Genomic DNA, 22,709 nt, shown 5'->3' with positions numbered 1-22,709 from the left:
ACGAGGAGGGCACCATGACCGTCCCCCTGCCGCCGCTGCCGCCCGCCGCCGACGACGCGTACCGGCCGGGTGGGCGCAGCGTCGCCGAACTCGTGGACACCGAGCACCGGGTGCTGCTGGGGCTGGCCGACCGGGTCACCGACCCGGCGCTGGACGCCGCCGGCCGGCGCGAGGTGCTCGACGTCCTGACCGCTGCGGTGTCCCGGCACCTGTCCGCCGAGGAGCAGTACCTGTTCCCGGCGGCCCGCGCCGCCGTGCCGGACGCCGCGGAGCTGGTCGAGCGGGAGATCGAGGCGGATGCCGGGCTGCTGACCGCGCTCAAGGAGCTGTCCGGCGCGGACGACCCGGCGGTCGCCGACGTGGCCGAGCGGGTACGCCGGCACGTCAGCCGCGTCGCGGCGCTGGTCACGCCGCTGCGGGAGGTGGCCAGCGACGCCGAGCTGATCCGGCTGGGCAACCGGTGGGAGATCGCGGAGGAGGCGGCGCCGACCCGTCCGCACCCCGGCACGCCCGCCACGCCGCCCTGGAACAAGATCGTCGAACCGGCGGTCGGGGTGCTGGACAAGGTGCGCGACGCGGTCACCGGACGGCGTACCCGGCTGAGCGACCTGGAACATCGCCGCGAGGGGTGAGCCGATCGCCCCTTCCGTGTATCGGTTCGTGGTCCTACCGTCACGGTATGGATCTGGAGCTGCGACACCTGCGTGTGGTCTGCGCGATCGCGGAGACGGGGAGCGTCACCAAGGCCGCTTCGGCGCTCGGCCTGGCCCAGCCGGCGCTGACCGCCCAGCTTCAGCGGATCGAACGGGCGCTGGGCGGGCCGTTGTTCGAACGGGACCGCCGCGGCGCCCGCCCGACCGCGCTGGGTGAGCTGGTGCTGGACCGGGCGCGGGTGCTGCTGCCGGCGATGAAGGGCCTGCGGGACGAGGCGGCCCGGATGGCCGGTGCGGGCGATCCGCTGCGCCGGTACCGCTTCGGCGGCGTGAACAGCCCGATCCTGGGCCGGCTGGTGCACCGGCTCGCCGCCGAGCGTCCGGACGCGCAGATCACCACGTACGGCTCGTGGTCGGTGGACGAACTCGCGCAGATGGTGGCCGGTGGCCGGCTCGACTTCGCGCTGACCGGGGTGTGCGGCGACTCGACGCCGTCGGCCGGGTTCGGGCTGAGCTGGCGGGAGGTGGCGGTCGAGCCGATCTGCGTGCTGCTGCCGCAGACCCACCCGCTGGCCGGCCGCGCCGACGTCGACCTGGTCGACCTGCGGCGCGAGCGGTGGGTGGCCGCGCCGGGCGACGGCTGCTTCGGCGACTGCTTCGCCGCCGCCTGCGCCCGCTCCGGCTTCACCCCGAAGAAGGTGTACGAGGCGGACGTGCGGGCCGCGCTGGACCTGGTGGACGCGGGCGAGGCGGTGGCGTTGTGCCAGGCCACGTTCCGTCCGGTGGCCGGGCTGGTCACCCGCAGGCTCGCCGGCACGCCGCTGCGCTGGCGGCTGCTGCTGGGCTGGCATCCGGACGTGCCGGCCGCGGCGGTGGCCGAGCCGGTGCTGGCGGCGGCCGTCGCCGCGTACACGGACGCGCTGGCGAACCATCCGGAATACCTGGGCTGGCTGCTGGCGCACCCGGAGTTCGGCGTGCAGCCCAACGGCTCGGGCGGGGTGCGAATCGCCTGAACCCGGGTATCACCGGCGACATGACTGATCTGTATCCGGCCGCCGACCAGCGGGAGCTGCTGCGCCAGGCGGCCACCGCGCACACCACCGCCGCCGCCGAGGTGGAGGCGTTCCTGCGCCGGTTGCCGGAGGTGCCGGGGCCGGCCGACGTGACCGAGTACGCCAACCTGCTCAGCCGCGAGGAACGCGCCCGGGCCGACCGGCAGGCCGCGGCGGACGCGGCCGGGCTGCGGCTGCCCAGCCTGGAGTCGGAGTAGCGGGCGGCGCCCGGGCGGGTGGTCCGCCCGGGCGCCGCCGCACCGGCTCAGCGTTCGACGAGTACGTCGTGACCGAGGTCGAGCAGGGCGTGGCGCCACTCGTCGTCGGCGTTGCCCCGGCGTGGCCGCTGCGCGGTCAGCTCCCGGATCCGGCTGATCGCCTCCCGCATCACCTCGATGTCCTCCGGCGTGAGGTCCACCTTGCGCTTGCGCAGCACGGCGAGGATCTGTCGGCCCGGCTCGGGCAGGTCCAGGTCCGGGCCCGGACCGAACGCCTCCTCTCCCGAGCCGCGGGTCAGCAGCCACTGCCGCAGCGTCTCGGAGGACACGTTCACCTCGGCGTGGAAGTCGTCCCAGATCACCTCGACCTCGGGGTCGAGTCGCGCCTCGCGTACCATCACGCCTCCTCTCCCGGCGGCGGCCCGGGTGCCGGCTCGCCCTCGTTCGGTGTGTGCTGCTTCAGACCCTCCGGCGGCACCCGGACCCGGGACGGGTTCGCCGTCGGGGCCGCCTCGATCGGTTCACCGGCCCCGGTGTCGTCGTCGGGGACTTCCTCGGGTTCGGTCATGTCCGCCCTCCGGTCCTTCGGTGACGGCCCGTCCCGGCCCGGCCGGGACGGGCCCCGGCCGGTCATCGGGGATGGGACGTGGTGGCCGGCGTGTAGCCCCGCTCACCGGCGGCGACGTCGAAGACGAGCTGGTCGTCACGGGTGTCGACGGTGACCTTCTGCCCCGGTGAGACCTCGTTCTCCAGCAGCATCCGGGACAGCCGGTTGTCGACCTCGCGCTGGATCACCCGGCGCAGCGGCCGGGCGCCGAACTCCGGCTGGTAGCCGTGCTCGGCGAGCCAGTCGACGCCCGCCGTACTGAAGTCGACCTGGATGTCCTGGGCGTGCATGCGGCGGCGGGTCTCCTCCAGCAGCAGCCCGGTGATCTGGCGGAGCTGCTCGGCCTCCAGCCGCTGAAAAATGATCACCTCGTCGATGCGGTTGAGGAACTCCGGGCGGAAGTTCTCCTGGAGCCGGCGCATCAGCCGCTCCCGCAGTTCGTCGCTCTCCTGCTCGCCGGGCCCGCCGGTGGCGAAGCCGACGGTGCGCTGGGTGCCGGTGATCAGCTCCGAGCCGAGGTTGCTGGTCATGATCAGGACGGTGTTCTTGAAGTTCACGGTGCGGCCCTGGCTGTCGGTGAGCCGGCCGTCGTCGAGCACCTGGAGCAGGATGTTGAACACGTCCGGGTGCGCCTTCTCGATCTCGTCGAGCAGCACCACCGCGTACGGGCGGCGGCGGACCGCCTCGGTGAGCTGACCGGCCTCCTCGTAGCCGACGTACCCGGGCGGGGCGCCGACCAGCCGGCTGACCGTGTGCCGTTCCTGGAACTCGCTCATGTCCACCCGGACCATCCGGTCCGCCTCGCCGAACAGCGCCTCGGCGAGCGCGCGGGCCAGCTCGGTCTTGCCGACGCCGGTCGGGCCGAGGAACAGGAAGCTGCCCATCGGCCGGTCCGGGTCGGCCAGCCCGGTGCGGGAGCGGCGTACCGCCTCGGCGACGGCGCTGACCGCGTCGTCCTGGCCGATGATCTTCTCGTGCAGGTGCCCCTCCAGGCGCAGCAGCCGGTCGCGTTCCTCCTCGGTGAGCTGGGTGACCGGGATGCCGGTGGCCCGGGAGACCACCTCGGCGATCTCCGTCGGCCCCACCTCGGGCACGTGGCTGGGGCCCTCGTCGCCGCGGGCGCGGCGGACCTGGTCCTCCAGTTCGGCGAGCCGGTCGCGCAGCGCGGAGGCCCGCTCGTACTGCTCGTCGGAGACCGCCTGCTCCTTGTCCCGGCGCGTCTCGTCGAGCTGCTGCTCCAGCTCGCGCACGTCCTCGGCGGGGGTACGGGTGCGCAGCCGCACCCGCGCGCCGGCCTGGTCGATCAGGTCGATCGCCTTGTCCGGCAGGAACCGGTCGGTGACGTACCGGTCGGACAGCTCACCGGCGGCGATCAGCGCCTCGTCGGTGAACCGGACCTGGTGGTGCGCCTCGTACCGGTCGCGCAGGCCGCGCAGGATCGCGATGGTGTCGTCGACCGTCGGCTCGGGCACCAGCACCGGCTGGAACCGGCGGGCCAGTGCGGCGTCCTTCTCGATGCTGCGCCGGTACTCGTCGAGCGTGGTCGCGCCGATCACCCGCAGCTCGCCGCGCGCCAGGGCGGGCTTGAGCATGTTCGACGCGTCCATTCCGCCCTCGCTGCCGGCGCCGCCCGCGCCGACCAGCGTGTGGATCTCGTCCAGGAAGATGATCAGCTCCTCGCGGTGGGCGCGGATCTCGTCGATCACCTTCTTCAGGCGCTCCTCGAAGTCACCCCGGTAGCGGGTGCCGGCGACCAGGCCGGACAGATCGAGCTGGATCACCCGCTTGCCGATCAGCGTCTGCGGCACATCGCCGTCACAGATCCGCTCGGCCAGGCCCTCCACGATCGCGGTCTTGCCGACACCGGCCTCACCGATCAGCACCGGGTTGTTCTTGGTCCGCCGGGACAGGATCTCCACCGCCTGCTCGATCTCGTCGGCCCGGCCGATCACCGGGTCGATCTGGTCCATCCGGGCCAGCTCGGTGAGGTCCTGGCCGTACTGGTCGAGCGTCGGGGTGCCCCGGTCCGGGCGCGGGGCGTTCGCCGCGCCGCGCTCGGCGCTGGCCGCCTGCAACGATTCGGGCTGGATCCGGCCGGCGGCGAGCATCCGGCCGGCCGGCGACTCGGGGTTCAGCGGCAACGCCATCAGGATGTGCTCGGGACCGATGTAGTTGGCGCCCATGGCGCGGGACAGCTGGTGCGCGTCCAGCAGCGCCCGCTTCGCGGCCGGGGTCAGCGACAGGTTCGGCGGCACCTCGCCGCGCGGTGCGCCCTCACCGCGCCCGCCCAGCGCGCCCAGCAGCGCGTCCGGGTCGGCGCCGGCCCGGCGGACCAGGTCACGCAACGGCTCGCGCTGCAACGCCGCCCAGAGCAGGTGGTCGGTGTCCAGGTCGTTGCTGTGCTTCTGGGCGGCGCGGCGGGCCGCGTCGGCGAGCATCTCCCGGGCGTCGGCGGTCATCAGGCGCGTGATGTCGACCCGGTGCGCCGGCCGGCGTCCCCCCTCGCCCCGGCCGAAGTATCGGGCCAGGAACTCGTCCCAGGGGTCGTTGCCGAAGTCACCCGGTCCCATCATCTCGTCCTCCGCAGTCAGTCGGCACGACCGGCACCCGGCACGCGCGGCACGGTCGGCGGTGGCTACCCGGCGGTCGGCGCGACAAACGCGACCGGATGGCAGGCTGGGGAGCATGGAGAGCAGACCGCTGCTGATCGTGGACGGCGCGAACGTGGTGGGCTCGCGCCCGGACGGCTGGTGGCGCGACCGGGCCGGCGCGGCGGTCCGGCTGCGCGACGCGCTGGCGCCCGTCGGCGAGGCGGGCGTGCCGCCGGAGCTGCCGCCACCGGTGCAGGTGGTGCTGGTGGTGGAGGGCGCGGCCCGGCACGTGGCACCCGCGCCCGGCGTGGAGGTGGTCTCCGCGCCCGGCTCCGGCGACGACACGATGGTCGAGCTGGTCGCCGCGGCACCGGATCGGCGGCGGGTGGTGGTCACCGCCGACCGGGAGCTGCGCGAGCGGGTGACCGCGCTGGGCGCGGAGGTACGCGGCCCGCGCTGGCTGCGCCCTTAGCCCGGCCGGTCCCGCGAGCGGGACCACGGCGTCCGCCGGCGGGACCGCCGGCCGGGGTCTTCGCGCACGTCAACGCGGGAACCGGACACGAGGGCCGCAACCACGCGAGGGTGGATGTTCGTCCACCCGTTCCGATGGGTTGTAATGGAGATCTCTTCCGCCCCCAGGAGGTCCCCGTGGCGAGCGTCGCCGAGCTGAAGGCCGCCATCGATGTCGCTCTCCAGCAGATCGGTGACGGCCAGACAGCGGTGCAGGCAGCCGGCGAGAAGCTGGCCGAGGCGCAGCAGACGCTGGCCGGCGCGCTGGAGGGCAGCGGTCACGAGACGGTCGAGGCGGCCCAGGCCTCGCTGACACAGGCGGGCCAGGAACTGGAGGAGTGTCTGGCCGCGACACTGGTCGCGGTGGAACAGGCACAGCTCTACGTCGCGACGCTCTGAGGCCGGCCGTGTCCATAGTCGAGGACATCGGCGCGCAGGTGCGCGCCGCCGCCGAGGAACTGCCGCTGGCGCAGCTCGCCGCCGCGCTGGAGAAGCTCGGTCAGGCGCAGGAGCGGCTGCGCTGGGTGCGCCAGGAGTCGTCCGACCCGATGGGGGTACCGGAGCTGTCCTCGGCCACCGAGCACGCCGAGACCGCCGGCTACGCGCTGCGCGTGGCGCAGGAGCAGCTCACCGCGTACCTGGCCGCGATCGGGCTGGCGCCGGACGGGGCGCGGCCGGCGCCGCCGGGCGAGCGGCCGCCGAAGCACGACACGCCGCGCGGCGAGGAGCCGCCCGCGGCCGGCCCGGCCGCCGAGCCGGGTGAGCAGCCGGCGGTACGGCGCTGGTGGGCGGTGCGGGTGGCGGAGCTGACCGGCGGCCGGGAGGGCGCGCCGGACGAGCCGGACGAACGCGTCGAGGACTCCCACGAGCTGCTGCGCCGGGTGGTCGCCGGGATCCGCTCCGGTGACCGGGACCGGCTGCACCGCGAGCTGCGCCGGGCGCACGCCGACGTGGGGCTGGGGCTGGCCGCGATCACCCCGCCGCTGCTGCGCGAGCTGGCCGGTGAGCTGCTCGGCCATCCGCCCCGTGCGGACGACCTGCCCCGGCTGCGCGGCGCGCTGGACTCCCGGGTCCGCGACCTGCTGCCCGGGCTGCCGCGGCCGGTGCTGGACACGCTGCTGACCCGGGTGTGCCGGATGCCCCCACCGCGCCGCGACGACGACGCGGAGCAGCCGCACGCGGCCGACCCGGCGGTCACCGCGGGTGTGCTCACCGGGGTGCTGCTCGACCGGCTCGGCCGGGACCTGCCCAAGGACAACGACGATCGGGAGCCGTCCCGTGGCTGACGTCCGCGCTCAACTGGTGACGCGGGTCCGGGGGATGCTCTCCGAGGCCCTGGGCGCCACCCGTACCCGGCTCACCGCCGCCGAGGCCGAGCTGACCGCGAGCCGGGAGCGGCTGGCGCGTACCCGCCGGGCCGCCGCGGCCGTGCCCGCCCGGGTGGGCGCCGCCCGCGACCGGCGCCTGGCCGAGATCGACGCCCGGCACACGGCCCGCCTCGCCGAGTTGGCCCGGCGGGCCGCCGCCGCGGCACAGCGGGAGGCGCCGGGCGCGGCGTCCGCGCCCTGGGACCGCTGGCAGGCCACCCCCGCCGGCCGGTCCGAGCCGCCCGGCGCGTTGCGGGTCGGCACGGTACGCCTCGACGGCGCCGAACCGGTGCCGGCGCTGGTCCCGCTCCTGGACGCCGGGCACGCGCACCTGGCCGGCGGCGACCGGGACGGGCTCGCCGCCGTGGTCCCCGCGCTGCTGCTGCGCTCGGTCGGGCGGGCCGACCCGGGCGCGGTGCGGCTGTACGGGTACGACCCGGAGCACCTGGGCGGCGGTCTGGCCGGATTCGCGCCGCTGGGTACGGCCGGGCTGCTCACGTTCGTCGGGCCGGGCGGGCTGGGCCGCCTGCTGGACGACCTGGTGGAGCAGATCCGCCGGATCAACGCCACGGTGCTCGCCGGTGAGTACGGCTCGCTGCGCGAGCTGGCCGCCGCCACCGGACGCCGGCCGGAGCCGTGGCGGGTGGCGGTGCTGCTCGGCGGCGACGAGCTGTCCCGGCACGAGCGCGGCCAGCTCGACCGGGTGGTGCGTACCGGTGCGGCCTGCGGCGTGCACCTGGTGGTCCGCGGCATCGAGCTGCCCGACGACCCGACCGTCACCCGGATCACGGTGGAGCCGGACGACGCCCGGGTGGCCGGGCTGCCGGTGGTGCTCGACGCGCCGCCGCCGCCCGCCCTGGTCACCGAGACCTGCCGCACCGTCGCCTCCCGGGTGGCCGCCGGCCCGCCGCCGACGCCGTTCACCGACCTGCTCCCGCCGCCGGACGAGTACTGGCGGGAGGACTCGGCGCACGGGCTCAGCGCCCCGATCGGCGAGGGCCCGCACGGGCGGCAGGTGCTGCTCACGCTCGGCGACTACCCGCCGCACGCGTTGATCGGCGGCCCGTCGGGCACCGGCAAGACGAACCTGATCTTCGCCTGGATCGGCGCGCTCGCCGCCCGCTACTCCCCCGCCGAGCTGGAGTTCTATCTGCTCGACTTCAAGGAGGGCGTGTCCTTCGCCCGGTTCGCGCAGGGCCGCCGCGACCCGAGCTGGCTGCCGCACATGCGGCTGGTCGGCATCAACGTCAACACCGACCGGGAGTTCGGCCTGGCGCTGCTGCGCTTCCTCGCCGAGGAGCTGCGCCGGCGCGCCGACGCCGCGAAGAAGCACGAGGTCACCAAGCTGGCCGAGCTGCGCGCGGTGGACCCGGACGGGCACTGGCCGCGCATCGTCGCGGTGGTCGACGAGTTCCAGGCGCTGCTCGCCGGCCGGGACGTGGTCGCCCGGGAGGCCGCCGACCTGCTGGAGGACCTGGCCCGGCGGGGCCGGTCGCAGGGCATCCACCTGGTGCTGGCCTCGCAGGACGTGCGCGGCATCGAGGCGCTGTGGGGGCGGCCCGCGCTGGTCGCCCAGTTCACGCTGCGGATCGCGCTGCCGAAGGCGCTGCGCATCCTGGCCGAGCGCAACGACGCGGCGCAGTCGCTGCCCCGCCACCACGCGGTGATCAACGCCGAGTCGGGCCTGGCCGAGGGGAACGAGGTGGCCCGGATCCCGTCGGCGAGCGACTGGGAGACGTGGAGCGAGCTTCAGCACCGGCTGTGGCGGATGCGCCCGCAGGACGCCGCGCCGGCCCGGCTGTTCGACGGCGACGCGATCCCGAAGCTGGCCGACGCGCCGGACTTCCGCGCGCTGACCGCGCCGGAGCAGGGCGTGCCCCGCAGCCCGGTGGCGCTGCTCGGCGAGATCATCGACGTGCAGTCCCGCTCGGCGGCGCTGCGGCTGCCCCGCGCTCCCGGCCGCAACCTGGCGGTGCTCGGCACCCGGGTGGACGAGGCGTGCGCGGTGCTCGACGCCGCCGCCCGGTCGCTGGCCCCGCAGTACCGGCCCGGCACCGCCCGGTTCTCCATCGCCTGCCTGGACCCGGACGCCGACCCGGCCGCCCGCGCCCTGTACGAGGACCTGGAAGGCGACGCTTCCTGGTACGACGAGGAGACGGTGCCGGAGCTGATGGCCGAGGTGGGCGACGGACTCGGCGCGCCGGGTGCGGCGCGTACCCCGCACTTCCTGCTGCTGTACGCGGTGGACGCGGCCGCCGCGGCGCTCGCCGGCAAGGCCGGGACGCGCACCGGGCTGGAGCAGTTGCGCCGGATCCTGCACGACGGGCCGGAGCGGCGTACGCACGTGCTGGCGTGGTGGCGCGGCGTGGCCCGGATGCGCGTCGACCTGGGCGGCGCGGGCGCGCGCACCGACCAGATCGGCGCCTGGGTGGCGCTGGACGTGCAGGGCGGTGAGCTGGGCTCCTCGCTCTACCCGGGCAGCGGCGGGCCGGACTGGTATCCCCGGCCGTGGCGCGGTCTCTACTTCGACCGCGCGGTGCACCGCACCGGACAGGTGATCATCCCTTATGGTCCGTCCCGATGAACGAACCGGTTGCCAGTGAGACGTACAACGCGCAGATCCGCCGGCTCGCCGAGCTGACCTCCCGGGTGTCCGCCCAGCGGGCCGAGGCGCACACCTGGTACGCCCAGCAGGTGGCCGCCGCGGACCGGGCGGTCGCCGAGGCCGCCGAGCAGGTGCGGCAGGCCGAGGCGGAGGTGGCCGAGGCGTCCCGGATGGTGGAGCGCGTCGACGGCGAGGTCACTCACCTGTGGACGCAGTTGCGGGCCCGGCTCGGTGTGGGCGCCCGGCGGCTCGGTGACCCGCCCGGCCCGGTACGCGGCGCCGCCGGTGACCCGGTGCCGCTGCTGCGGGCGGTCCGGGAGCTGCTGGACCGCACCGGGGCGCCGGGCGAGCTGCCCGGCTCGGTGAACCCGCTGCTGGTCGCGTGCGGGATCGGCGGGGCGCTGGTGGCGTACGCCCTGGGGGTGGCTGCGCGCGCGCTGGCCGCCGGTGCCAGCGGCGACCTGGCGGTGGGCCTGCCGGTGCTGGCGCTGGTGGTGACGCTGCTCGGCCCGGTGATCGGGCTGGCGCCCGCCCGGCTGCTGGCCGACCGCCGCCACGCGGTGCTGACCCCGCGCCCGATGATCGTGGTGGCCGTATCCGGCCTGGTGACGACGCTGCTCCTGCTCACTGCGACATACACCCGCTGACCGCCGGCGATCATGGAGTCGGCGGCGCGACACGCCGTCGCGCCGCCGGTCGACCTCATGATCGCGCCCGTCAGGCGGGGGTCAGGACGGCCTCCTTGAGCAGGCGGCGGGTCAGTGTCAGGCGGTCGGCGTCGTCGTCGAGGCCGGGGAGGTCGCCGACCCTTGTGACCTCGCCGGTGAGCAGCGCGCGCAGCGCCGCCTCGCAGGTGCCGGGGAGCGTGAGCGTCCGGTCCGGCACGCGCAGCGTGACCCGTCCGTCGGCGGCCGGGGTGAGCTGCCAGCGCAGCCCCCCACGCACCGCGACCTCGCTGTCCGCTGTCAGCCGGGCCAGTGCCTGCGCCTGGGCCAGCGGCCGGATCGGCGCCGGGCGGGCGGCCGGCCAGACCCGGGCACGCAACCGGCCGGCCACCGCCGCCGGGTCGGCCCGCAGCAGCCAGTCGCGCAGCGCCTCGACGGTCTCGGTCAGCTCCGGCTCGATCGCGTCCGGGTCGGCCAGGTCGAGACCGAACGGCAGGCTCGCGCGCAGCCGCGCGTCCTCGGCGGCGAGGGCGAGCAGCTCCTCGACCACCGCGTACCGGGTCAGCGCCCGGATGCCCACTGTCAGGTGCAACGAGCTGGACTCCTGCGCCTGGGCGCTGTGCAGCCAGCCGCGCGGCAGGTAGAGCGCGTCGCCCGGTTCGAGCACCACGTCCAGTTCGGGGCGGCCCTCGGCGGTCGCGGACACCTCGTCGGCCCGGCCGCCCCAGGGCTGGCGCTCCAGCGGGTCGGCCAGCACCGGCGGGTGGATCCGCCAGTGCTTGCGCCCGTCCACCTGGAGCACGAACACGTCGTGCGTGTCGTAGTGGGTGGCGAAGCCCTGGCTGCCGGCCGGCGTCAGGTAGGCGTTCACCTGCAACGGCTGGGCCAGCGCGGTGCCCAGGTCGCGGGCGAAGTCGACGATCGCCGGCCAGGTGCGGTGCAGGCCCTGCAACACCAGCGTCGCGCCGTCGGCGTACAGCGCCAGCACCTTCTCGTCGAGGACCTGGTCGCCGATCTCGGCGCCCGCGCCACCGCCCCCGGTGAACCGCGCCGCCGGCACGAGCTGGCCGTCCTTGGCCACCCGCAGGAACGGGGTACGCAGACCGCGGCGGCTGAGCAGCTCGTCGGCGTCGGCGGGGCTGAACAGGTCGGTGAAGCCGTCGGGGTTGGGCAGTTCGGCGGCGCGGGACAGCAGCGGGCTGCGCCCCCAGTGGTCGGCGGCGAACTTGGCCGGCTCCACCGCCACGCACCGGGCCAGCGCCTCGGTCGCGGAGAACGGAACCGCCGGGCGGCCGTGGCCACCCGGCGGGTCGACGTGCGTGGTGCTCATGTGTCAGGCGCTGCCGTCGGCGCCGCCGTCGCGCTGGCCGGGGGTCGCGCCGCCGTCGGCCGGACCCTCCGCGCCGCCGTCCGCGCCACCGTCGTGCTGACCCGGAGTCGCGCCGCCGTCAGCCGGACCCTCCGCGCCGCCGTCCGCGCCACCGTCGTGCTGACCCGGAGTCGCGCCGCCGTCAGCCGGACCCTCCGCGCCGCCGTCCGCGCCACCGTCGTGCTGACCCGGGGTGGCACCGCCGTCGGCCGGGCCCTCCAGGCCGCTGCCGCCGCTGCTCTGGATGTCGTCGTCGTTCAATGCCATGGGTGCTCCCTCGGTGTGCCGCCCCGCGTGGTGCCGGGGTCCGTGTGCAGCGGGTGGTACCCCACGCCCGATCTTCTCTAACCACACCGTAGACGCCCTTACGCCGCCGTACGGACGGTTCGCGGGGCAAGCGGCCGGGACGGGTGGATGCCAGGATGGCGGGAGGACGACGCGAGGAGACGCACGTGACGCAGCCGGAGCCGCTCACCCCGCTGACCGAGGACTGGCAGCGGGCGCTCGCAGTGGTGGCCCACCCCGACGACCTGGAGTTCGGCGCCGCCGCCGCGGTGGCGCGCTGGACCGGGCAGGGCAAGGAGGTCGTGTACTGCCTGCTCACCAGCGGCGAGGCGGGCATCGACGGGATGACGCCGGAACGCGCCCGGGTGGTGCGCGAGGAGGAGCAGCGGGCCTCCGCCGCCGTGGTCGGGGTGTCGGAGGTCGAGTTCCTCGGCCTACCCGACGGGCTGCTGGAGTACGGCGTGCCGCTGCGCCGGGCCATCGCCGCCGTGGTGCGCCGGCACCGGCCGGACGTGGTGCTGACCAACAACTTCCGGGAGACGTGGGACGGGGCGTACGCGCTGAACCAGGCCGACCACATCGCCTGCGGCCGGGCCACGCTGGACGCGGTCCGCGACGCCGGCAACCGGTGGATCTTCCCGGAGCAGCTCACCGACGGCACGCAGCCGTGGTCGCGGGTGCGTGAGGTGTGGGCGGCCGGATCGCCGGCGGCACGGCACGGGGTGGACGTGACCGGGACGTTCGACCGGGGCGTGGCGTCGCTGCGGGCGCACGGGGCGTACCTGAGCGGGCTCGGCGACGGCGGCTTCGACGCCGAGGAGTTCCTGGAGGGCATGGCCCGGCCAGCCGGCAGCCGGCTCGGCACGCGGTTCGGCGCCACGTTCGAGGTCTTCCAGATCAACCTTCACTAGGGCGCGGCGACGTTCCTGGTCGGCACGTCGGGCTGGCAGTACCGGGACTGGCGGGAGCGTACGCCCGGCGACTTCTGCGTGGCGGTGAAGATGAGCCGCTACCTCACCCACGTCGAGCGGCTGCGCGACCCGGCCGAGCCGGTGGCCCGCTTCCTGGCCCGGCGGGCCGGGCTGCCGGTGTCCCGGACGCCGGCGGCCCGCCCCGCCGAGGGGGCGGGACGGGCCGGTCCGGTGCCGGATCAGGGAATCATCTGACGCAGGTCACCCGGCATGGTGGCCTTCACGTCCTCCCACTCGCCCTGGGTGACGTGCCGCCGCAGCGTGTCCAGCACGACCTGCACCACCCGCTGCGCGCCGCCCTCGGCGTCGTACGGGAAGCCCTGGCGCACCTCGTACAGGAAGTCGTCGCGGTTCAGCTTGATCGGCACGTTCTCCGGCTGCCAGCCGTCGAAGTAGATCCCGCGCACCAGCACCGGCAGCTGCTGGGCGAACTCGGTGCTCTCCTGCACCGGCAGCCGGTCCCGCAGCAGGTGCAGGACGGTACGCAGCGCGGCATAGGACTGGTTGCGCTGTTCCTTCGGCCAGCCGTACGCGGACTCGATCTCCTTGAGGATCACGTTCGTCTTGTCCAGCGAGGACTCGAACGCGGACAACAGCTGTTCGGCCATCGGGCTCACCCCCGTGCTTCGGTCTCCCAGCGTCGGTCGTCGGCGCGGCGCGGCGGGCCGCTGGGGCCCCGCCACAGCCGGGTCGGGCTGAACCGGCCGGGCCGTTCGCCCCGCCGTGGCGCCTCGGAGCTGCCGACCACGTGCAGTACGCCACCGCGGCGTCGGTCCGCCACCACCCGTACCGTCATGACCCACCTCCTCGTCGCGGCGCCCGAGCCGGCGCCCACGGTCCATGCTGCGGCGGGGGCGGGTGAGCCGGCCTCACCCGTACCGGGTGAGACGCTCAGGCGTCCAGGAGGCCGGCGAGCGTGGTGGCGTTGCGCTGCGCGTAGTCCTGGTAGCAGTTGTTCATCAGCACGTGCGTCTGCTCGGCCTGGCCGGCCAGCTCGCGCAGCTTCGGCGCCCAGTCGCGCAGTTCCCGCTTGGAGTAGTCGTAGCCGAACTTCTCGTGGATGTCCTTGCTCGTCCACTTGTCGCTGTGCCCGTGGAACCGGACCACAGCGAGGTCCGCGGTGGCCGCCAGCACCGGGGGGATGGACGACTTGTGTCCCTGCGGCATGTCCACGCAGACGAACGGCAGCTCGTGCTCGCGCAGGAAGCCGAGCGTCTCCTCGGCGTTGTCGCCGTCGAACCAGGAGGCGTGCCGGAACTCGAAGACCGGGCGCAGTGGCGCGCACCGCCGCTCCACCTCCAGCAGGTATTCCTTGTTGGCCCGCTTGATGGTGAACCAGGGCGGGAACTGGAACAGCAGCGCGCCCAGCTTGCCGGCCTCGACGAGCGGGTCGAGGGCGGACAGGAACCGGGTCCAGACCTCCTCGTACGCCTGCGCGGGCAGGTCGTCCGGGTAGACGTTGCGCTTGTCCGTCTCCGGGCGCAGGTCCTTGTAGAGCGCGGAGACGCGGGTGGGGTGGCCGGTCAGCAGGCTGAACGCCTTGACGTTGAACGTGAACCCGGCCGGGGTGCGTTCGGCCCACAGCCGGGCGGTGCGCTCGGCCGGTGGGGAGTAGTAGGTGGCGTCCACCTCGACCAGCGGGAACTGCCGGGCGTAGTAGGACAGCCGCTTCTCCGGTGTGTCGGCGCTCGCCGGGTACCAGCCGGAGTCGAGCAGGGTCCGGTCGGTCCACGAGGCGGTGCCCACCTTGATCTCACCCATGGGGACAGTCCACCGCGTCGGAGGACCGACCGGCAACCGGAACGGCGTTCAGGCCGCCCGCCGCTCCCGGGTCTGCTTGCAGGCCACGCAGGAGGTGGCGGACGGGAAGATCTCCAGCCGCTCCACCGGGATGGGCGCGGTGCAGCCCTCGCAGAAGCCGTAGGTGCCCTCGTCCAGGCGGGTCAGCGCGTGCTCGAACTGGGCCCGCCGGTCCAGGATGGTGCGCAGCAGCGACTGCGCGGTGTCCCGCTCGGCGGTCTTGGTGCCGCTGTCGGCCTGGTCGTCGCCGGCGGTGTCGCCGACCTCCACCAGCCGGAGCACCTGGCTCTGCGCCACGGTCTGCTCGTACTCGGCGGTCAGCTCGTCGTACCGCGACCGCAGGGACTGCCGGATCTGGTCGACCTCCGCCTGGGAGCGGCCCGTGGCTGTCGTGTCGTGGACGAGCATCGCTGCCTGCCTTTCCTGCGCCCTCATACCGGACCGGGGCGGCCGGCGCCCCGGATCCGGTCCGACTGTGGATGCGCGGGCGACGAGATCACCCGTGCTCTGTGAGCCGGGCGATTACCCCCGCCCTCGGCGGGTCAAACCGGCTGTTTCCTGAGTGTTTCCGGTGAGTCCGCAGCCGCTGGTCAGGCGGCCTCGACGAGCGCCGGACGGCGCGGGTCGTCGGCCCGGACCACCACGTCGGCGAAGGACGCCGGGTCGACCTCGCCGGCGTAGCGGGCGAACGCGGGCAGGGCCCACCGCAGCGCCGGGTCGGTGCGCCGCGCAAGCGCCGCCGGGGAGAGCGCGAGGTGGACGGTGACGTCGAACGGCAGCGCGCCGCCGAGCAGCAGCGCGCCGCTGACCAGGACCACCCCGCCGGGCGGCAGATCCACGTATGCGGCGCGGCTGGCCCGGTCGGCGTCGGCGTCCCACAGCGACGGCAGCAGCCGGCCGGAGCCGTCCGGGCCGGCCGGGTCGAGCACCTCGCGGCGCAGTCCCGGTTCGTCGAGCCAGCCCTCGTAGTACGCGTCGGGGTTGGTGCGGCCGTGCTCCAGGCGCACCGAGGCGGGCCGGAGGAAGTCGTCGGCGCGGACGTGCAGCACCGGACGGCCGGCGGCGCGCAGCGGTTCGACCAGCGCTTCGGCGAGCGTGTCCGGCCCGGCGGCGGGCGGGCCGTCCACGGCGACCCGCAGCCGGCCGGGCGTCCCGGTGCGGGCGAGACGCTCGGCCAGCTCGGTGACGAGGCGGTCGGGGCTGATCGGGCGCACGCGCATCGGACCATCGTGCCGCGCGGGCGGGCGGGTCACCACATGATCGGTTCGGGCGGTCGGGGCTCCGTCCGGCGGCGATCGTCGGGTGGTGGTCGGGTGGTCAGCCGGTGCGGTCGATGGTGACGCGGGCGTCGTCGGCGAGCCGGTAGCCGACGCCGTAGACGGTGGTGACGAGCGGGACGTCCACACCGACCTTGCCGCGCAGCCGGCGTACGTGCACGTCGACGGTGCGGACGCCGGCGTGCTCGTACCCCCAGACCGCGTTGAGCAGTTGCAGCCGGGTGAACACCCGGCGCGGGTGGGCGACCAGGTGCAGCAGCAGGTCGAACTCCAGGCGGGTCAGCGGCAGCGGCTCGCCGTCGCGCAGCACGGACCGGGACGACGCGAGGATGTGCAGGGTCGGGATGGTCGGGGCGAGCGGGCGGGCCGGAGCGCGGCCGCCCGGGACGGTGTCGGGACGGCGCTCGGCCGGGACGGTGCCCGCGCTGACCACCGCGTCGCCGCGTTCGAGCATCTCGCGGGCGGCGTCGAGCAGCCGACGGGCGGCCGGGGTGAGCGACTCCTCGCAGGCCAGGGGGATGTTGAGGGTGACGGTGAGCATGGGCGCGGCAGCGGTGTTGGCGGGACGACGCTGGCCGCCGGGGGGACGACCGGGGACCGCGGGTTGGGACGTATGCCATCCGGCGCGCGACGAGGCGGGGCTGACCGACATGGTCCTCCTTGGGCTGGTCCGGGTATCTCCCCACGGCCCGGGACGCCGCTTCATCGATGCTTCCCGGCGTCTCTGCGAGGGTCAAGGGGCGGCTGCGTTGCATGAATGTGACATTTGACGAACACATCGCAGCCGTGCGCTCGCTCTGCGTGCGAGGCCCGTTGATTACAGCAGAGCACCGATTCGAGATGGTACGGGGGGTCTCCCCAGGGGTTCACAGTGGCGGATCAGCCGCAGACGTGAACGCGGCGCACCCCGGGACCGGGTGCGCCGCGTGCCGGTCGGCCGAGGTCAGGCGTCGCGGTCCACGACGATCGCGGCGTCGTCGGCGAGGCGGTAGCCCACGCCGTACACGGTGGTCACCAGCGGCGTCTCCGGCCCGAACTTGGCCCGCAGCCGGCGCACGTGCACGTCGACGGTGCGCGCCACCGCGTGCTCGTAGCCCCAGACGTTCGCGAGAAGTTGCAGGCGGGTGAACACGCGGCGGGGATGTTCGGCGAGGAACAGCAGCAGGTCGTACTCGATGCGGGTCAGCGGGATCTCGGCGCCGCCGCGGCGGACGCGCCGGGTGCCGGTGAGGATGCGCACGCCGCCGGGGGCGGGCGAGGCGGGGGCGGGCGCGTCGCCGCGGCGCAGGTCGAGCACGGTACGGGCGACCGGGCGGCCGTCCGGTCCGGCCGGTCCTTCGCCGAAGGCGGCATGCCCCTCGCCGGTGGCGGCGAGTTCGTCGAGCAGGTCGACCAGGCGCGCGAGGCCCGGCGTCAGCGGCCCGGTACCCAGGTCGAGCGTGATGGTGAGCGTCGGTGCGGTACGCGGCCGGGGCGGCACGGCCCGGTCGGGGCGGCCCGATCGGGCCGGACGGGTGGTGAGGGCGACGACGGACATGGGAGCCTCCTGTGCGGGCGGTCGCCCCGCCCCGCCGGATGCGGCGGGACGGTCAGCGGAGCGCCCCGCCGGCGGCGACCGGGGGCGCGGCGGACGAGGGTCGGGTCGGCGGGGTGGGACCGAGGGTGGGCAGGCCGGCGATCTGCCAGGCGGCGAAGCCGCCGACGACGTCGGTGGCCCGGTGCAGGCCGATGTCCTGGAGCGCGGCGGCGGCCAGCGACGAGGTGTAGCCCTCCTGGCAGAGCACGATCACCGGGACGTCGTATCCGGACGCCTGCGGCAGCCGTGCCGCGCAGCGCGGGTCGAAGCGCCACTCCAGCACGTTGCGCTCGACCACGAGAGAGCCGGGTACGGTGCCCTGCGCGGCGCGCTGGGCGGCCGGGCGGATGTCCACCAGCAGCGCGCCGCCCCGGCATGCCAGGTGGGCCTGCTCCGGGTCGAGGCGGCGAAGGCGGGTCCGGGCGGCGGCGAGGATCTCGTCGATGCCCCGCGAGCCGGGCGGCGGGACCGGACAGCGCTCGGTGCGGGTGGGGGTCTGCGCCATCGTGGCGTCCTTCCGTTCGTCGGGGTTGCGGGTGCGGCTCACCAGGCCACGCCGGCTCGGGCCACCTCGGCGACCCGGAGCCGGCCGGCGACGAGGTGGTAGCGGGTCATCCGGGTCAGCGCCGGCCGGTACACGTGCACGCTGACGGCGGGCTCGTCGCCGCGGTTGGTGACCTGGTGCACGTGCCGGACGCCGAAGCGCCGGCCGGCTCCGGCGGCGAGCCGGTGCGGGCGCAGCCGTCCGCCGCTCACCGTCTCCTCGGTGAGCACGCCGGCCACGACCAGGAAGGCGCCTGCGGAGCCGCCGTGGTCGTGCAGGTCGGTGGCCTGTCCGGGCAGCCAGCTCAGCGCCCACACCTCGTGCGCGTCGTCGGCGTCCAGCCGGGCGTACCAGCGTTGCGGCGCATCGAACCGCAACGGCACCGGCCAGCCGTCCGGGTTCGCCCAGCGGGCGGCGACGGCGAGCAGGTCGGGCGGTGCGGTGCTGGTCATCGGCGGTGCGTCCTCACGGTGCGGAGCGGGTGTACCCGCACAGCTTAGACGGTAAAGCCTATCGGTTTAGTAGGTAATACCGAATGCTGGGACGCCGGGCGCGGCTCAGCGGAGGACCGGCGGATCCACCTTGTAACCCGGCACGGACGGCCAGCGGACGGTGAGCACCGTGGACTCCCGCTCGGCGTACCAGGAGTGGTCCACGCCCCGGCCCCACACCACGTAGTCACCGGGCGCGCGCAGCACCACCGTGCGGTCCGGCAGCTCGATCCGGAACGCGCCGCTGATCAGCACCAGCAGGGCGGTACGCCGCTCACCGGTGGCCCACCGGGACCGGGTCTCCCCCGCCGGGTGCACGCCCCACTTCACCTCGACGTCGGTGCTGTGCCGCACGTCCCCGGCCGGCTTGAAGTGGCCCAGCAGCCAGCCCGCGTCGGTCGCACCGTCCACCGTCGCGTTGCCCACGTACACCCGATCATCCATGCGCGCGCCTCCCGTGCCCGGCTGCGCAAGCTACCAGGCGCGCCCGGCCGCGACGCCATAGCCTGGGCGGATGCCCGACGAACTCGACGACGAGACCATCGCCTTCGCCCACCGGATGTTCGACCTGGCACGGGCCGGCGCCGCCGAGGAGCTGGCGGCCAACGTGGACGCTGGGCTGCCGGTCAACCTCACCAACGCCAAGGGCGACACGCTGCTGATCCTCGCCGCGTACCACGCCCACCCGGACACGGTGGCCGCGCTGCTGGCCCGGGGCGCCGACCCGGCCCGGGTCAACGACAGGGGGCAGACCGCGCTCGCCGCGGCCGTGTTCCGGCGCCAGGAGGCGGCGGTCCGCGCGCTGCTCGACGCCGGCGCCGACCCGGACCACGGCGGCCCGTCCGCGGTCGAGACCGCACGGTTCTTCGAGCTGCCCGACATGCTGGCGCTGCTCGGCCGCGCATGAGCGGCGGGCGGTATACAGGGACGGTGGAGGATCCCGTACCCGAGCAGATGCGCACGGCGGCCGCGGCGTTCCTGGCGGCACTGGACGAGCCGGCCCGCGACGCCGCCCGGCACGCCTTCGACGACGAGCCGGCCCGCCGGTGGCTGGAGTACCGGCCGCGGCCCCGGCCCGGCGTCACGCTCGCCGGCCTGGACGTCACCGCCCGCAAGGCCGCGCACCGGCTGCTCGCCACCGCGCTCAGCCCGGCCGCGTACGCGCAGGCCATGGCCGTGATGGCCCTGGAAGAGGTGCTGGACCGGGCCGAGGACTGGCGGCGCGGCCGGCACAGCGGCGACTACTGGGTGGCCGTCTTCGGCGACCCGGCCCGCGACGACGACTGGGCGTGGCGGTTCGAGGGACACCACCTGTCGGTGAGCATGACAGTCGCCGACGACCGGGTCTCCCCCGCGCCGGTGTTCCTCGGCGCCAACCCGGCCACCGTCCGGCATTCCGGGCGCCCGGTCTCCCGGCCCCTGGGCCCCGAGGAGGACCTGGCCCGCGAACTGCTCGACGTGCTTGGACCGGCCGGCCGGTCCGCCGCGATCATCGCCGAGGAGGCGCCGGCCGACATCATCAGCGCCACCCGCGCCACCGCGCCGGGCCGGCTCGACCCGCCCGGCGTACCCCGAGGGCGGCTGCGGCCCACCGGCCGGGCGCTGCTCGACCGGCTGGTCGCGCTCTACCTGGACCGGCTGCCGCCGGAGCTGGCGGCCCGGGAGGCCGACCGGCTCGACGGCGGCGAGCTGCACTTCGCCTGGGCCGGCCCGGTCGAGCCGGGCCGGCGGCACTACTACCGGGTGCAGGGCGACGACCTGCTGATCGAGTACGACAACACCACCGACGACGGCAACCACGCGCACACCGTGCTGCGCCGCCCCGCCGGTGACTTCGGCGCCGACGTGCTGGCCGCGCACCACGCCGAGGCGCACCGGCCCGGCCCGCTCAGCCCCGGTGCGCCTCGATGAGGAAACGGCGGGCGTACGCGACGAACGGCCCCTCGGCGCGGATCCGCTCGTCCAGGCGGCGCAGCTCGTCGGTGTAACGGCCGACTGTGAAGCCGGGCACCGTCCAGACCACCTTGCGCAGGAACCAGACCACCGCGCCGACGTCGTGGAAGACGGTACGCAGCGTCGCCTCGCGCAGGTCGACGACTGTGAGCCCGGCAGCCCGCGCGTCGGCGACCGCCACCTCCGGGTGCCGGTGCTCCGGTGGCGGCAGCGGCCCGAGGATCGCCTCGCTCAGCTCCCGCACCGTGCCGGGGCCGATCTGCTGGGACAGGTAGGTGCCGCCGGGGCGCAGCACCCGGGCCACCTCGCCCCACCAGGTGTGCACCGGATGACGGCTCACGACCAGGTCGAAGGCGGCATCCCGGAACGGCAGCGGCGGCCGGTCGGCCACCCGTACCACTGTCGCGCCGAGCGGACGCAGGTTGCGCCGGGCCACCGGCACGTTCGGCGGCCACGCCTCGGTGGCGACCAGCAGCGGCGGCGGCGCGGGCACCTCGGCCAGCACCTCTCCCCCGCCGGTGTCGACGTCCAGCGCCGCCCTCACGGCGGCCATCCGGTCGCCCACCAGGCGTGCGTACCCCCAGGGCGGGCGCTCCTCGGTGGCGCGGCCGCGCAGCCAGTCGAAGCCCCAGCCCTCCACCGGCGCGGCCTCGGCCTCGGCTACGAGTTCGGAGAACGTGCGGACCATGCCCGCGAGCCTGCCGCCCGGCGACGGCCGCGGCAACGGATTTCGGCCGGGTCAGAACGGGCGCGGGCGGGCGATCTCGACTGTGGACCCGGGGGGCACGTCGCCGAACGTCTCGAAGCCGGTCGGCTCGGTGGCCCGGTCGAACTGCTGCATCAGCCGCGCGCCCAGGGCCACGCCGACCGCGCCGACGGCGAGCGCGACGAGTTCGGCGGCGAGCAGGGCGCCGTTCGCGCCGCGCTGCGGGGCGTTCGCCCGGATCAGGCAGGACAGCAGGAACAGCCCCGCCATCACGGCGTTCACGAGATTGAACGTCAGGACGGTCCGGCTGGTGCGCCCGGCGCGGACGTCCCACAGGTCGACCAGGCCGGCGACGGTGGTGAGCCCGGCGGCGACGAGCGCGGCGACCGCGGTCCAGTAGCCCACCTCACCGAGGAACGCCGGACCGCCCGCCACGTCGGCCAGGTCGAAGACCGCGGCGCAGACGAACAGGCCGAACGGGAACGTGACAAGCATCGGTTGGATGGGATGCCCCTGCACCCGCAGTCGGCTCTGCATCGCTTCCTCCCCAGGTCGGCGCAGCTCACCAGTCCAGAGTGCTACCCGAGGCGCCGCGGGGTGAAACGACTGTCGCTCAGTTGTCCCGGGGCCGGGAGACGGTCAGCACGAGCCGCTCGGCCACCTCGCGCAGCGGGATGTCCAGCGAGGACGCGGCGCTGCGCAGCACCCGCAGCGCCTCCGGGGCGGGACAGCCGCGCTGCGTCATGATCACGCCGACGGCCTGCCCGACCACTCCCTCGGCCAGCAGCGAGTCGTCGATCTCACCGGCCCGGCTGGCGGCCCGCTCACGGTCGCGCGCGGCGGCCAGCAGCAGCCCGGCGTGCTCGGCGAGCAGCATCGCGGTGAGCTGGTGCCGGGGGGTGAGCGCGTCGGGCGACTCGGCGTACAGGTTGATCGCGCCGATGACCTGCTCGTCCACGTCGACCGGCGCGGAGATCACCCCGTGCACGCCGAGCACGCGGGCCCGCTCGCTCCAGGCCGGCCAGCGCGTCTCGTCGGACAGCCCACCCGCGATGATCATCTCCCGTCGGCGGATCGCCGTCAGGGCCGGTGTGTCCGGGCCGTGCCGCAGGTCGTCCAGCTCGGCCCGGTCCGGGTCGGAGGCGGCCACCCCGGCGGGCTCACCGGCGCGCAGCGCGGTGAAGCCGCAGCAGTCCACGCCCGGCACGGCGTCGCGGGCGATCCGGACCAGGCGGTCGAGCGCCTCGTCGAACCCGGCCACGCCGATCAGACCGGCGGTCAGCTCGCGCAGCAGCGCGGCCGTCTCCAGCACACCGAGGTTGTCGATCATGGGTTGGCGCGTGTCGAGGTTCACCGGGCCGGGGCCTCCACCGTCCCCGCGTACGTCCACGCGGTCTCCCCGTCCGGCACCGTTGCCTGTCCCATGTCCGTCCCTCCTGTGGCCGGGCCCCGGCCTACTACCCTCGCAG

General features: G+C 75.2%; 30 protein-coding genes. 12 read left to right on the top strand and 18 right to left on the bottom strand.

All coding sequences use genetic code 11. The annotated features are described in order from the left end of the window. The first annotated feature begins 14 nt into the window (after window positions 1-14). The 3 genes from MICAU_RS14465 to MICAU_RS14455 are packed head-to-tail and all read left to right on the top strand — an operon-like array spanning window position 15 to window position 1,923. Window positions 15-632 carry a hemerythrin domain-containing protein gene (locus tag MICAU_RS14465; RefSeq protein ID WP_013286067.1) on the top strand — a complete coding sequence of 206 codons (618 nt, stop codon included), beginning with the start codon at window positions 15-17 and terminating at the stop codon, window positions 630-632. Between the two features lie 47 nt (window positions 633-679). Continuing rightward, window positions 680-1,666, top strand: coding sequence for a LysR family transcriptional regulator (locus MICAU_RS14460; RefSeq protein WP_013286066.1), 987 nt, complete (start codon window positions 680-682; stop codon window positions 1,664-1,666). 20 nt (window positions 1,667-1,686) lie between these two features. Then, window positions 1,687-1,923 (top strand): hypothetical protein, encoded by a 237-nt coding sequence (locus tag MICAU_RS14455; RefSeq protein WP_013286065.1) that lies wholly within the window; start codon window positions 1,687-1,689, stop codon window positions 1,921-1,923. 47 nt (window positions 1,924-1,970) lie between these two features. Here the strand turns inward: MICAU_RS14455 and MICAU_RS14450 are convergent, their stop codons facing one another. The 3 genes from MICAU_RS14450 to MICAU_RS14445 all read right to left on the bottom strand — a co-directional run bounded on the left by MICAU_RS14450 (window position 1,971) and on the right by MICAU_RS14445 (window position 5,103). After that, window positions 1,971-2,321 (bottom strand): DUF3140 domain-containing protein, encoded by a 351-nt coding sequence (locus tag MICAU_RS14450; protein ID WP_013286064.1) that lies wholly within the window; start codon window positions 2,319-2,321, stop codon window positions 1,971-1,973. After that, window positions 2,321-2,491: a hypothetical protein gene (locus MICAU_RS32715; RefSeq protein ID WP_013286063.1), complete on the bottom strand. Its 171-nt coding sequence runs from the start codon at window positions 2,489-2,491 to the stop codon at window positions 2,321-2,323. The genes MICAU_RS14450 and MICAU_RS32715 overlap by 1 nt, the downstream gene beginning before the upstream one ends. A gap of 62 nt (window positions 2,492-2,553) precedes the next feature. Continuing rightward, complete coding sequence (locus MICAU_RS14445) at window positions 2,554-5,103, bottom strand: ATP-dependent Clp protease ATP-binding subunit (protein ID WP_013286062.1); 2,550 nt, start codon at window positions 5,101-5,103, stop codon at window positions 2,554-2,556. A 112-nt stretch (window positions 5,104-5,215) separates the two neighbouring features. On the opposite strand from MICAU_RS14445, the gene MICAU_RS14440 reads away from it, so the two are divergent. From MICAU_RS14440 to MICAU_RS14420, 5 genes are all read left to right on the top strand, one after another. Continuing rightward, complete coding sequence (locus MICAU_RS14440) at window positions 5,216-5,593, top strand: hypothetical protein (protein ID WP_013286061.1); 378 nt, start codon at window positions 5,216-5,218, stop codon at window positions 5,591-5,593. Between the two features lie 176 nt (window positions 5,594-5,769). After that, window positions 5,770-6,030 carry a hypothetical protein gene (locus MICAU_RS14435; protein ID WP_013286060.1) on the top strand — a complete coding sequence of 87 codons (261 nt, stop codon included), beginning with the start codon at window positions 5,770-5,772 and terminating at the stop codon, window positions 6,028-6,030. Window positions 6,031-6,038: 8 nt separating this feature from the next. Continuing rightward, window positions 6,039-6,917 carry a hypothetical protein gene (locus MICAU_RS14430; protein WP_013286059.1) on the top strand — a complete coding sequence of 293 codons (879 nt, stop codon included), beginning with the start codon at window positions 6,039-6,041 and terminating at the stop codon, window positions 6,915-6,917. Next, entirely contained in the window at window positions 6,910-9,582 is a 2,673-nt protein-coding gene (locus tag MICAU_RS14425) for an FtsK/SpoIIIE domain-containing protein (protein WP_013286058.1), read from the top strand. The genes MICAU_RS14430 and MICAU_RS14425 overlap by 8 nt, the downstream gene beginning before the upstream one ends. Continuing rightward, window positions 9,579-10,250, top strand: coding sequence for a hypothetical protein (locus tag MICAU_RS14420; RefSeq protein ID WP_013286057.1), 672 nt, complete (start codon window positions 9,579-9,581; stop codon window positions 10,248-10,250). Before MICAU_RS14425 ends, MICAU_RS14420 begins: the two co-directional genes overlap by 4 nt. A gap of 70 nt (window positions 10,251-10,320) precedes the next feature. Here MICAU_RS14420 and MICAU_RS14415 read toward each other — a convergent pair whose 3' ends face one another. Beyond that, window positions 10,321-11,598, bottom strand: a complete 1,278-nt coding sequence (locus MICAU_RS14415; RefSeq protein ID WP_013286056.1) for a cupin domain-containing protein — start codon at window positions 11,596-11,598, stop codon at window positions 10,321-10,323. Between the two features lie 3 nt (window positions 11,599-11,601). After that, complete coding sequence (locus MICAU_RS14410; protein WP_013286055.1) at window positions 11,602-11,904, bottom strand: hypothetical protein; 303 nt, start codon at window positions 11,902-11,904, stop codon at window positions 11,602-11,604. Window positions 11,905-12,089: 185 nt separating this feature from the next. Here MICAU_RS14410 and MICAU_RS14405 point away from each other — a divergent pair, with 185 nt between their 5' ends. Both MICAU_RS14405 and MICAU_RS33145 read left to right on the top strand, forming a co-directional pair. Beyond that, window positions 12,090-12,833: a PIG-L deacetylase family protein gene (locus tag MICAU_RS14405; protein ID WP_013286054.1), complete on the top strand. Its 744-nt coding sequence runs from the start codon at window positions 12,090-12,092 to the stop codon at window positions 12,831-12,833. Between the two features lie 90 nt (window positions 12,834-12,923). Next, window positions 12,924-13,088 (top strand): hypothetical protein, encoded by a 165-nt coding sequence (locus tag MICAU_RS33145; protein WP_013286053.1) that lies wholly within the window; start codon window positions 12,924-12,926, stop codon window positions 13,086-13,088. On the opposite strand, the gene MICAU_RS14400 is transcribed toward MICAU_RS33145, so the two are convergent. The 10 genes from MICAU_RS14400 to MICAU_RS14355 all read right to left on the bottom strand — a co-directional run bounded on the left by MICAU_RS14400 (window position 13,073) and on the right by MICAU_RS14355 (window position 19,025). Further along, entirely contained in the window at window positions 13,073-13,501 is a 429-nt protein-coding gene (locus MICAU_RS14400; protein ID WP_013286052.1) for a DUF2267 domain-containing protein, read from the bottom strand. The two genes, MICAU_RS33145 and MICAU_RS14400, sit on opposite strands and share 16 nt — an antisense overlap. Before the next feature lie 5 nt (window positions 13,502-13,506). Beyond that, a complete protein-coding gene (locus MICAU_RS14395; protein WP_013286051.1) occupies window positions 13,507-13,689 on the bottom strand; it encodes a hypothetical protein in 183 nt (60 codons plus the stop codon). A gap of 95 nt (window positions 13,690-13,784) precedes the next feature. Further along, window positions 13,785-14,654, bottom strand: a complete 870-nt coding sequence (locus tag MICAU_RS14390; protein WP_013286050.1) for a DUF72 domain-containing protein — start codon at window positions 14,652-14,654, stop codon at window positions 13,785-13,787. 48 nt (window positions 14,655-14,702) lie between these two features. After that, window positions 14,703-15,101 (bottom strand): TraR/DksA family transcriptional regulator, encoded by a 399-nt coding sequence (locus MICAU_RS14385; RefSeq protein ID WP_013286049.1) that lies wholly within the window; start codon window positions 15,099-15,101, stop codon window positions 14,703-14,705. A gap of 182 nt (window positions 15,102-15,283) precedes the next feature. Further along, window positions 15,284-15,913: a nucleoside/nucleotide kinase family protein gene (locus MICAU_RS14380; protein WP_013286048.1), complete on the bottom strand. Its 630-nt coding sequence runs from the start codon at window positions 15,911-15,913 to the stop codon at window positions 15,284-15,286. Window positions 15,914-16,010: 97 nt separating this feature from the next. Next, a complete protein-coding gene (locus MICAU_RS14375) occupies window positions 16,011-16,622 on the bottom strand; it encodes a winged helix-turn-helix domain-containing protein (RefSeq protein ID WP_013286047.1) in 612 nt (203 codons plus the stop codon). Between the two features lie 291 nt (window positions 16,623-16,913). Beyond that, the gene (locus tag MICAU_RS14370; protein WP_013286046.1) at window positions 16,914-17,507 is read right to left on the bottom strand and encodes a winged helix-turn-helix domain-containing protein; all 594 of its coding nucleotides are present in this window, start codon (window positions 17,505-17,507) and stop codon (window positions 16,914-16,916) included. A 52-nt stretch (window positions 17,508-17,559) separates the two neighbouring features. Next, window positions 17,560-18,051, bottom strand: coding sequence for a rhodanese-like domain-containing protein (locus MICAU_RS14365; RefSeq protein ID WP_013286045.1), 492 nt, complete (start codon window positions 18,049-18,051; stop codon window positions 17,560-17,562). A 38-nt stretch (window positions 18,052-18,089) separates the two neighbouring features. Next, complete coding sequence (locus tag MICAU_RS14360) at window positions 18,090-18,542, bottom strand: cysteine dioxygenase (protein ID WP_013286044.1); 453 nt, start codon at window positions 18,540-18,542, stop codon at window positions 18,090-18,092. Window positions 18,543-18,647: 105 nt separating this feature from the next. Further along, window positions 18,648-19,025 carry a cupin domain-containing protein gene (locus tag MICAU_RS14355; RefSeq protein WP_013286043.1) on the bottom strand — a complete coding sequence of 126 codons (378 nt, stop codon included), beginning with the start codon at window positions 19,023-19,025 and terminating at the stop codon, window positions 18,648-18,650. Window positions 19,026-19,095: 70 nt separating this feature from the next. Here MICAU_RS14355 and MICAU_RS14350 point away from each other — a divergent pair, with 70 nt between their 5' ends. Together MICAU_RS14350 and MICAU_RS14345 are read left to right on the top strand one after the other, a co-directional pair. Next, entirely contained in the window at window positions 19,096-19,488 is a 393-nt protein-coding gene (locus MICAU_RS14350) for an ankyrin repeat domain-containing protein (RefSeq protein ID WP_013286042.1), read from the top strand. A 23-nt stretch (window positions 19,489-19,511) separates the two neighbouring features. Further along, the gene (locus MICAU_RS14345) at window positions 19,512-20,492 is read left to right on the top strand and encodes a DUF3500 domain-containing protein (RefSeq protein ID WP_049800121.1); all 981 of its coding nucleotides are present in this window, start codon (window positions 19,512-19,514) and stop codon (window positions 20,490-20,492) included. Here MICAU_RS14345 and MICAU_RS14340 read toward each other — a convergent pair. From MICAU_RS14340 to MICAU_RS14330, 3 genes are all read right to left on the bottom strand, one after another. Next, entirely contained in the window at window positions 20,470-21,222 is a 753-nt protein-coding gene (locus tag MICAU_RS14340; RefSeq protein WP_013286040.1) for a class I SAM-dependent methyltransferase, read from the bottom strand. The two genes, MICAU_RS14345 and MICAU_RS14340, sit on opposite strands and share 23 nt — an antisense overlap. Before the next feature lie 51 nt (window positions 21,223-21,273). Continuing rightward, window positions 21,274-21,777: a DUF2231 domain-containing protein gene (locus tag MICAU_RS14335; RefSeq protein ID WP_013286039.1), complete on the bottom strand. Its 504-nt coding sequence runs from the start codon at window positions 21,775-21,777 to the stop codon at window positions 21,274-21,276. Window positions 21,778-21,853: 76 nt separating this feature from the next. Next, window positions 21,854-22,594, bottom strand: a complete 741-nt coding sequence (locus MICAU_RS14330; RefSeq protein WP_013286038.1) for a GAF and ANTAR domain-containing protein — start codon at window positions 22,592-22,594, stop codon at window positions 21,854-21,856. Window positions 22,595-22,709 lie beyond the last annotated feature (115 nt).

The sequence above is a fragment of the Micromonospora aurantiaca ATCC 27029 genome, from assembly GCF_000145235.1.
In the GTDB taxonomy this organism is placed as follows: domain Bacteria; phylum Actinomycetota; class Actinomycetes; order Mycobacteriales; family Micromonosporaceae; genus Micromonospora; species Micromonospora aurantiaca.
The sequence above is the reverse complement of the archived record's forward strand: the minus strand, read 5'-3'. Positions and strand labels throughout refer to the sequence as shown.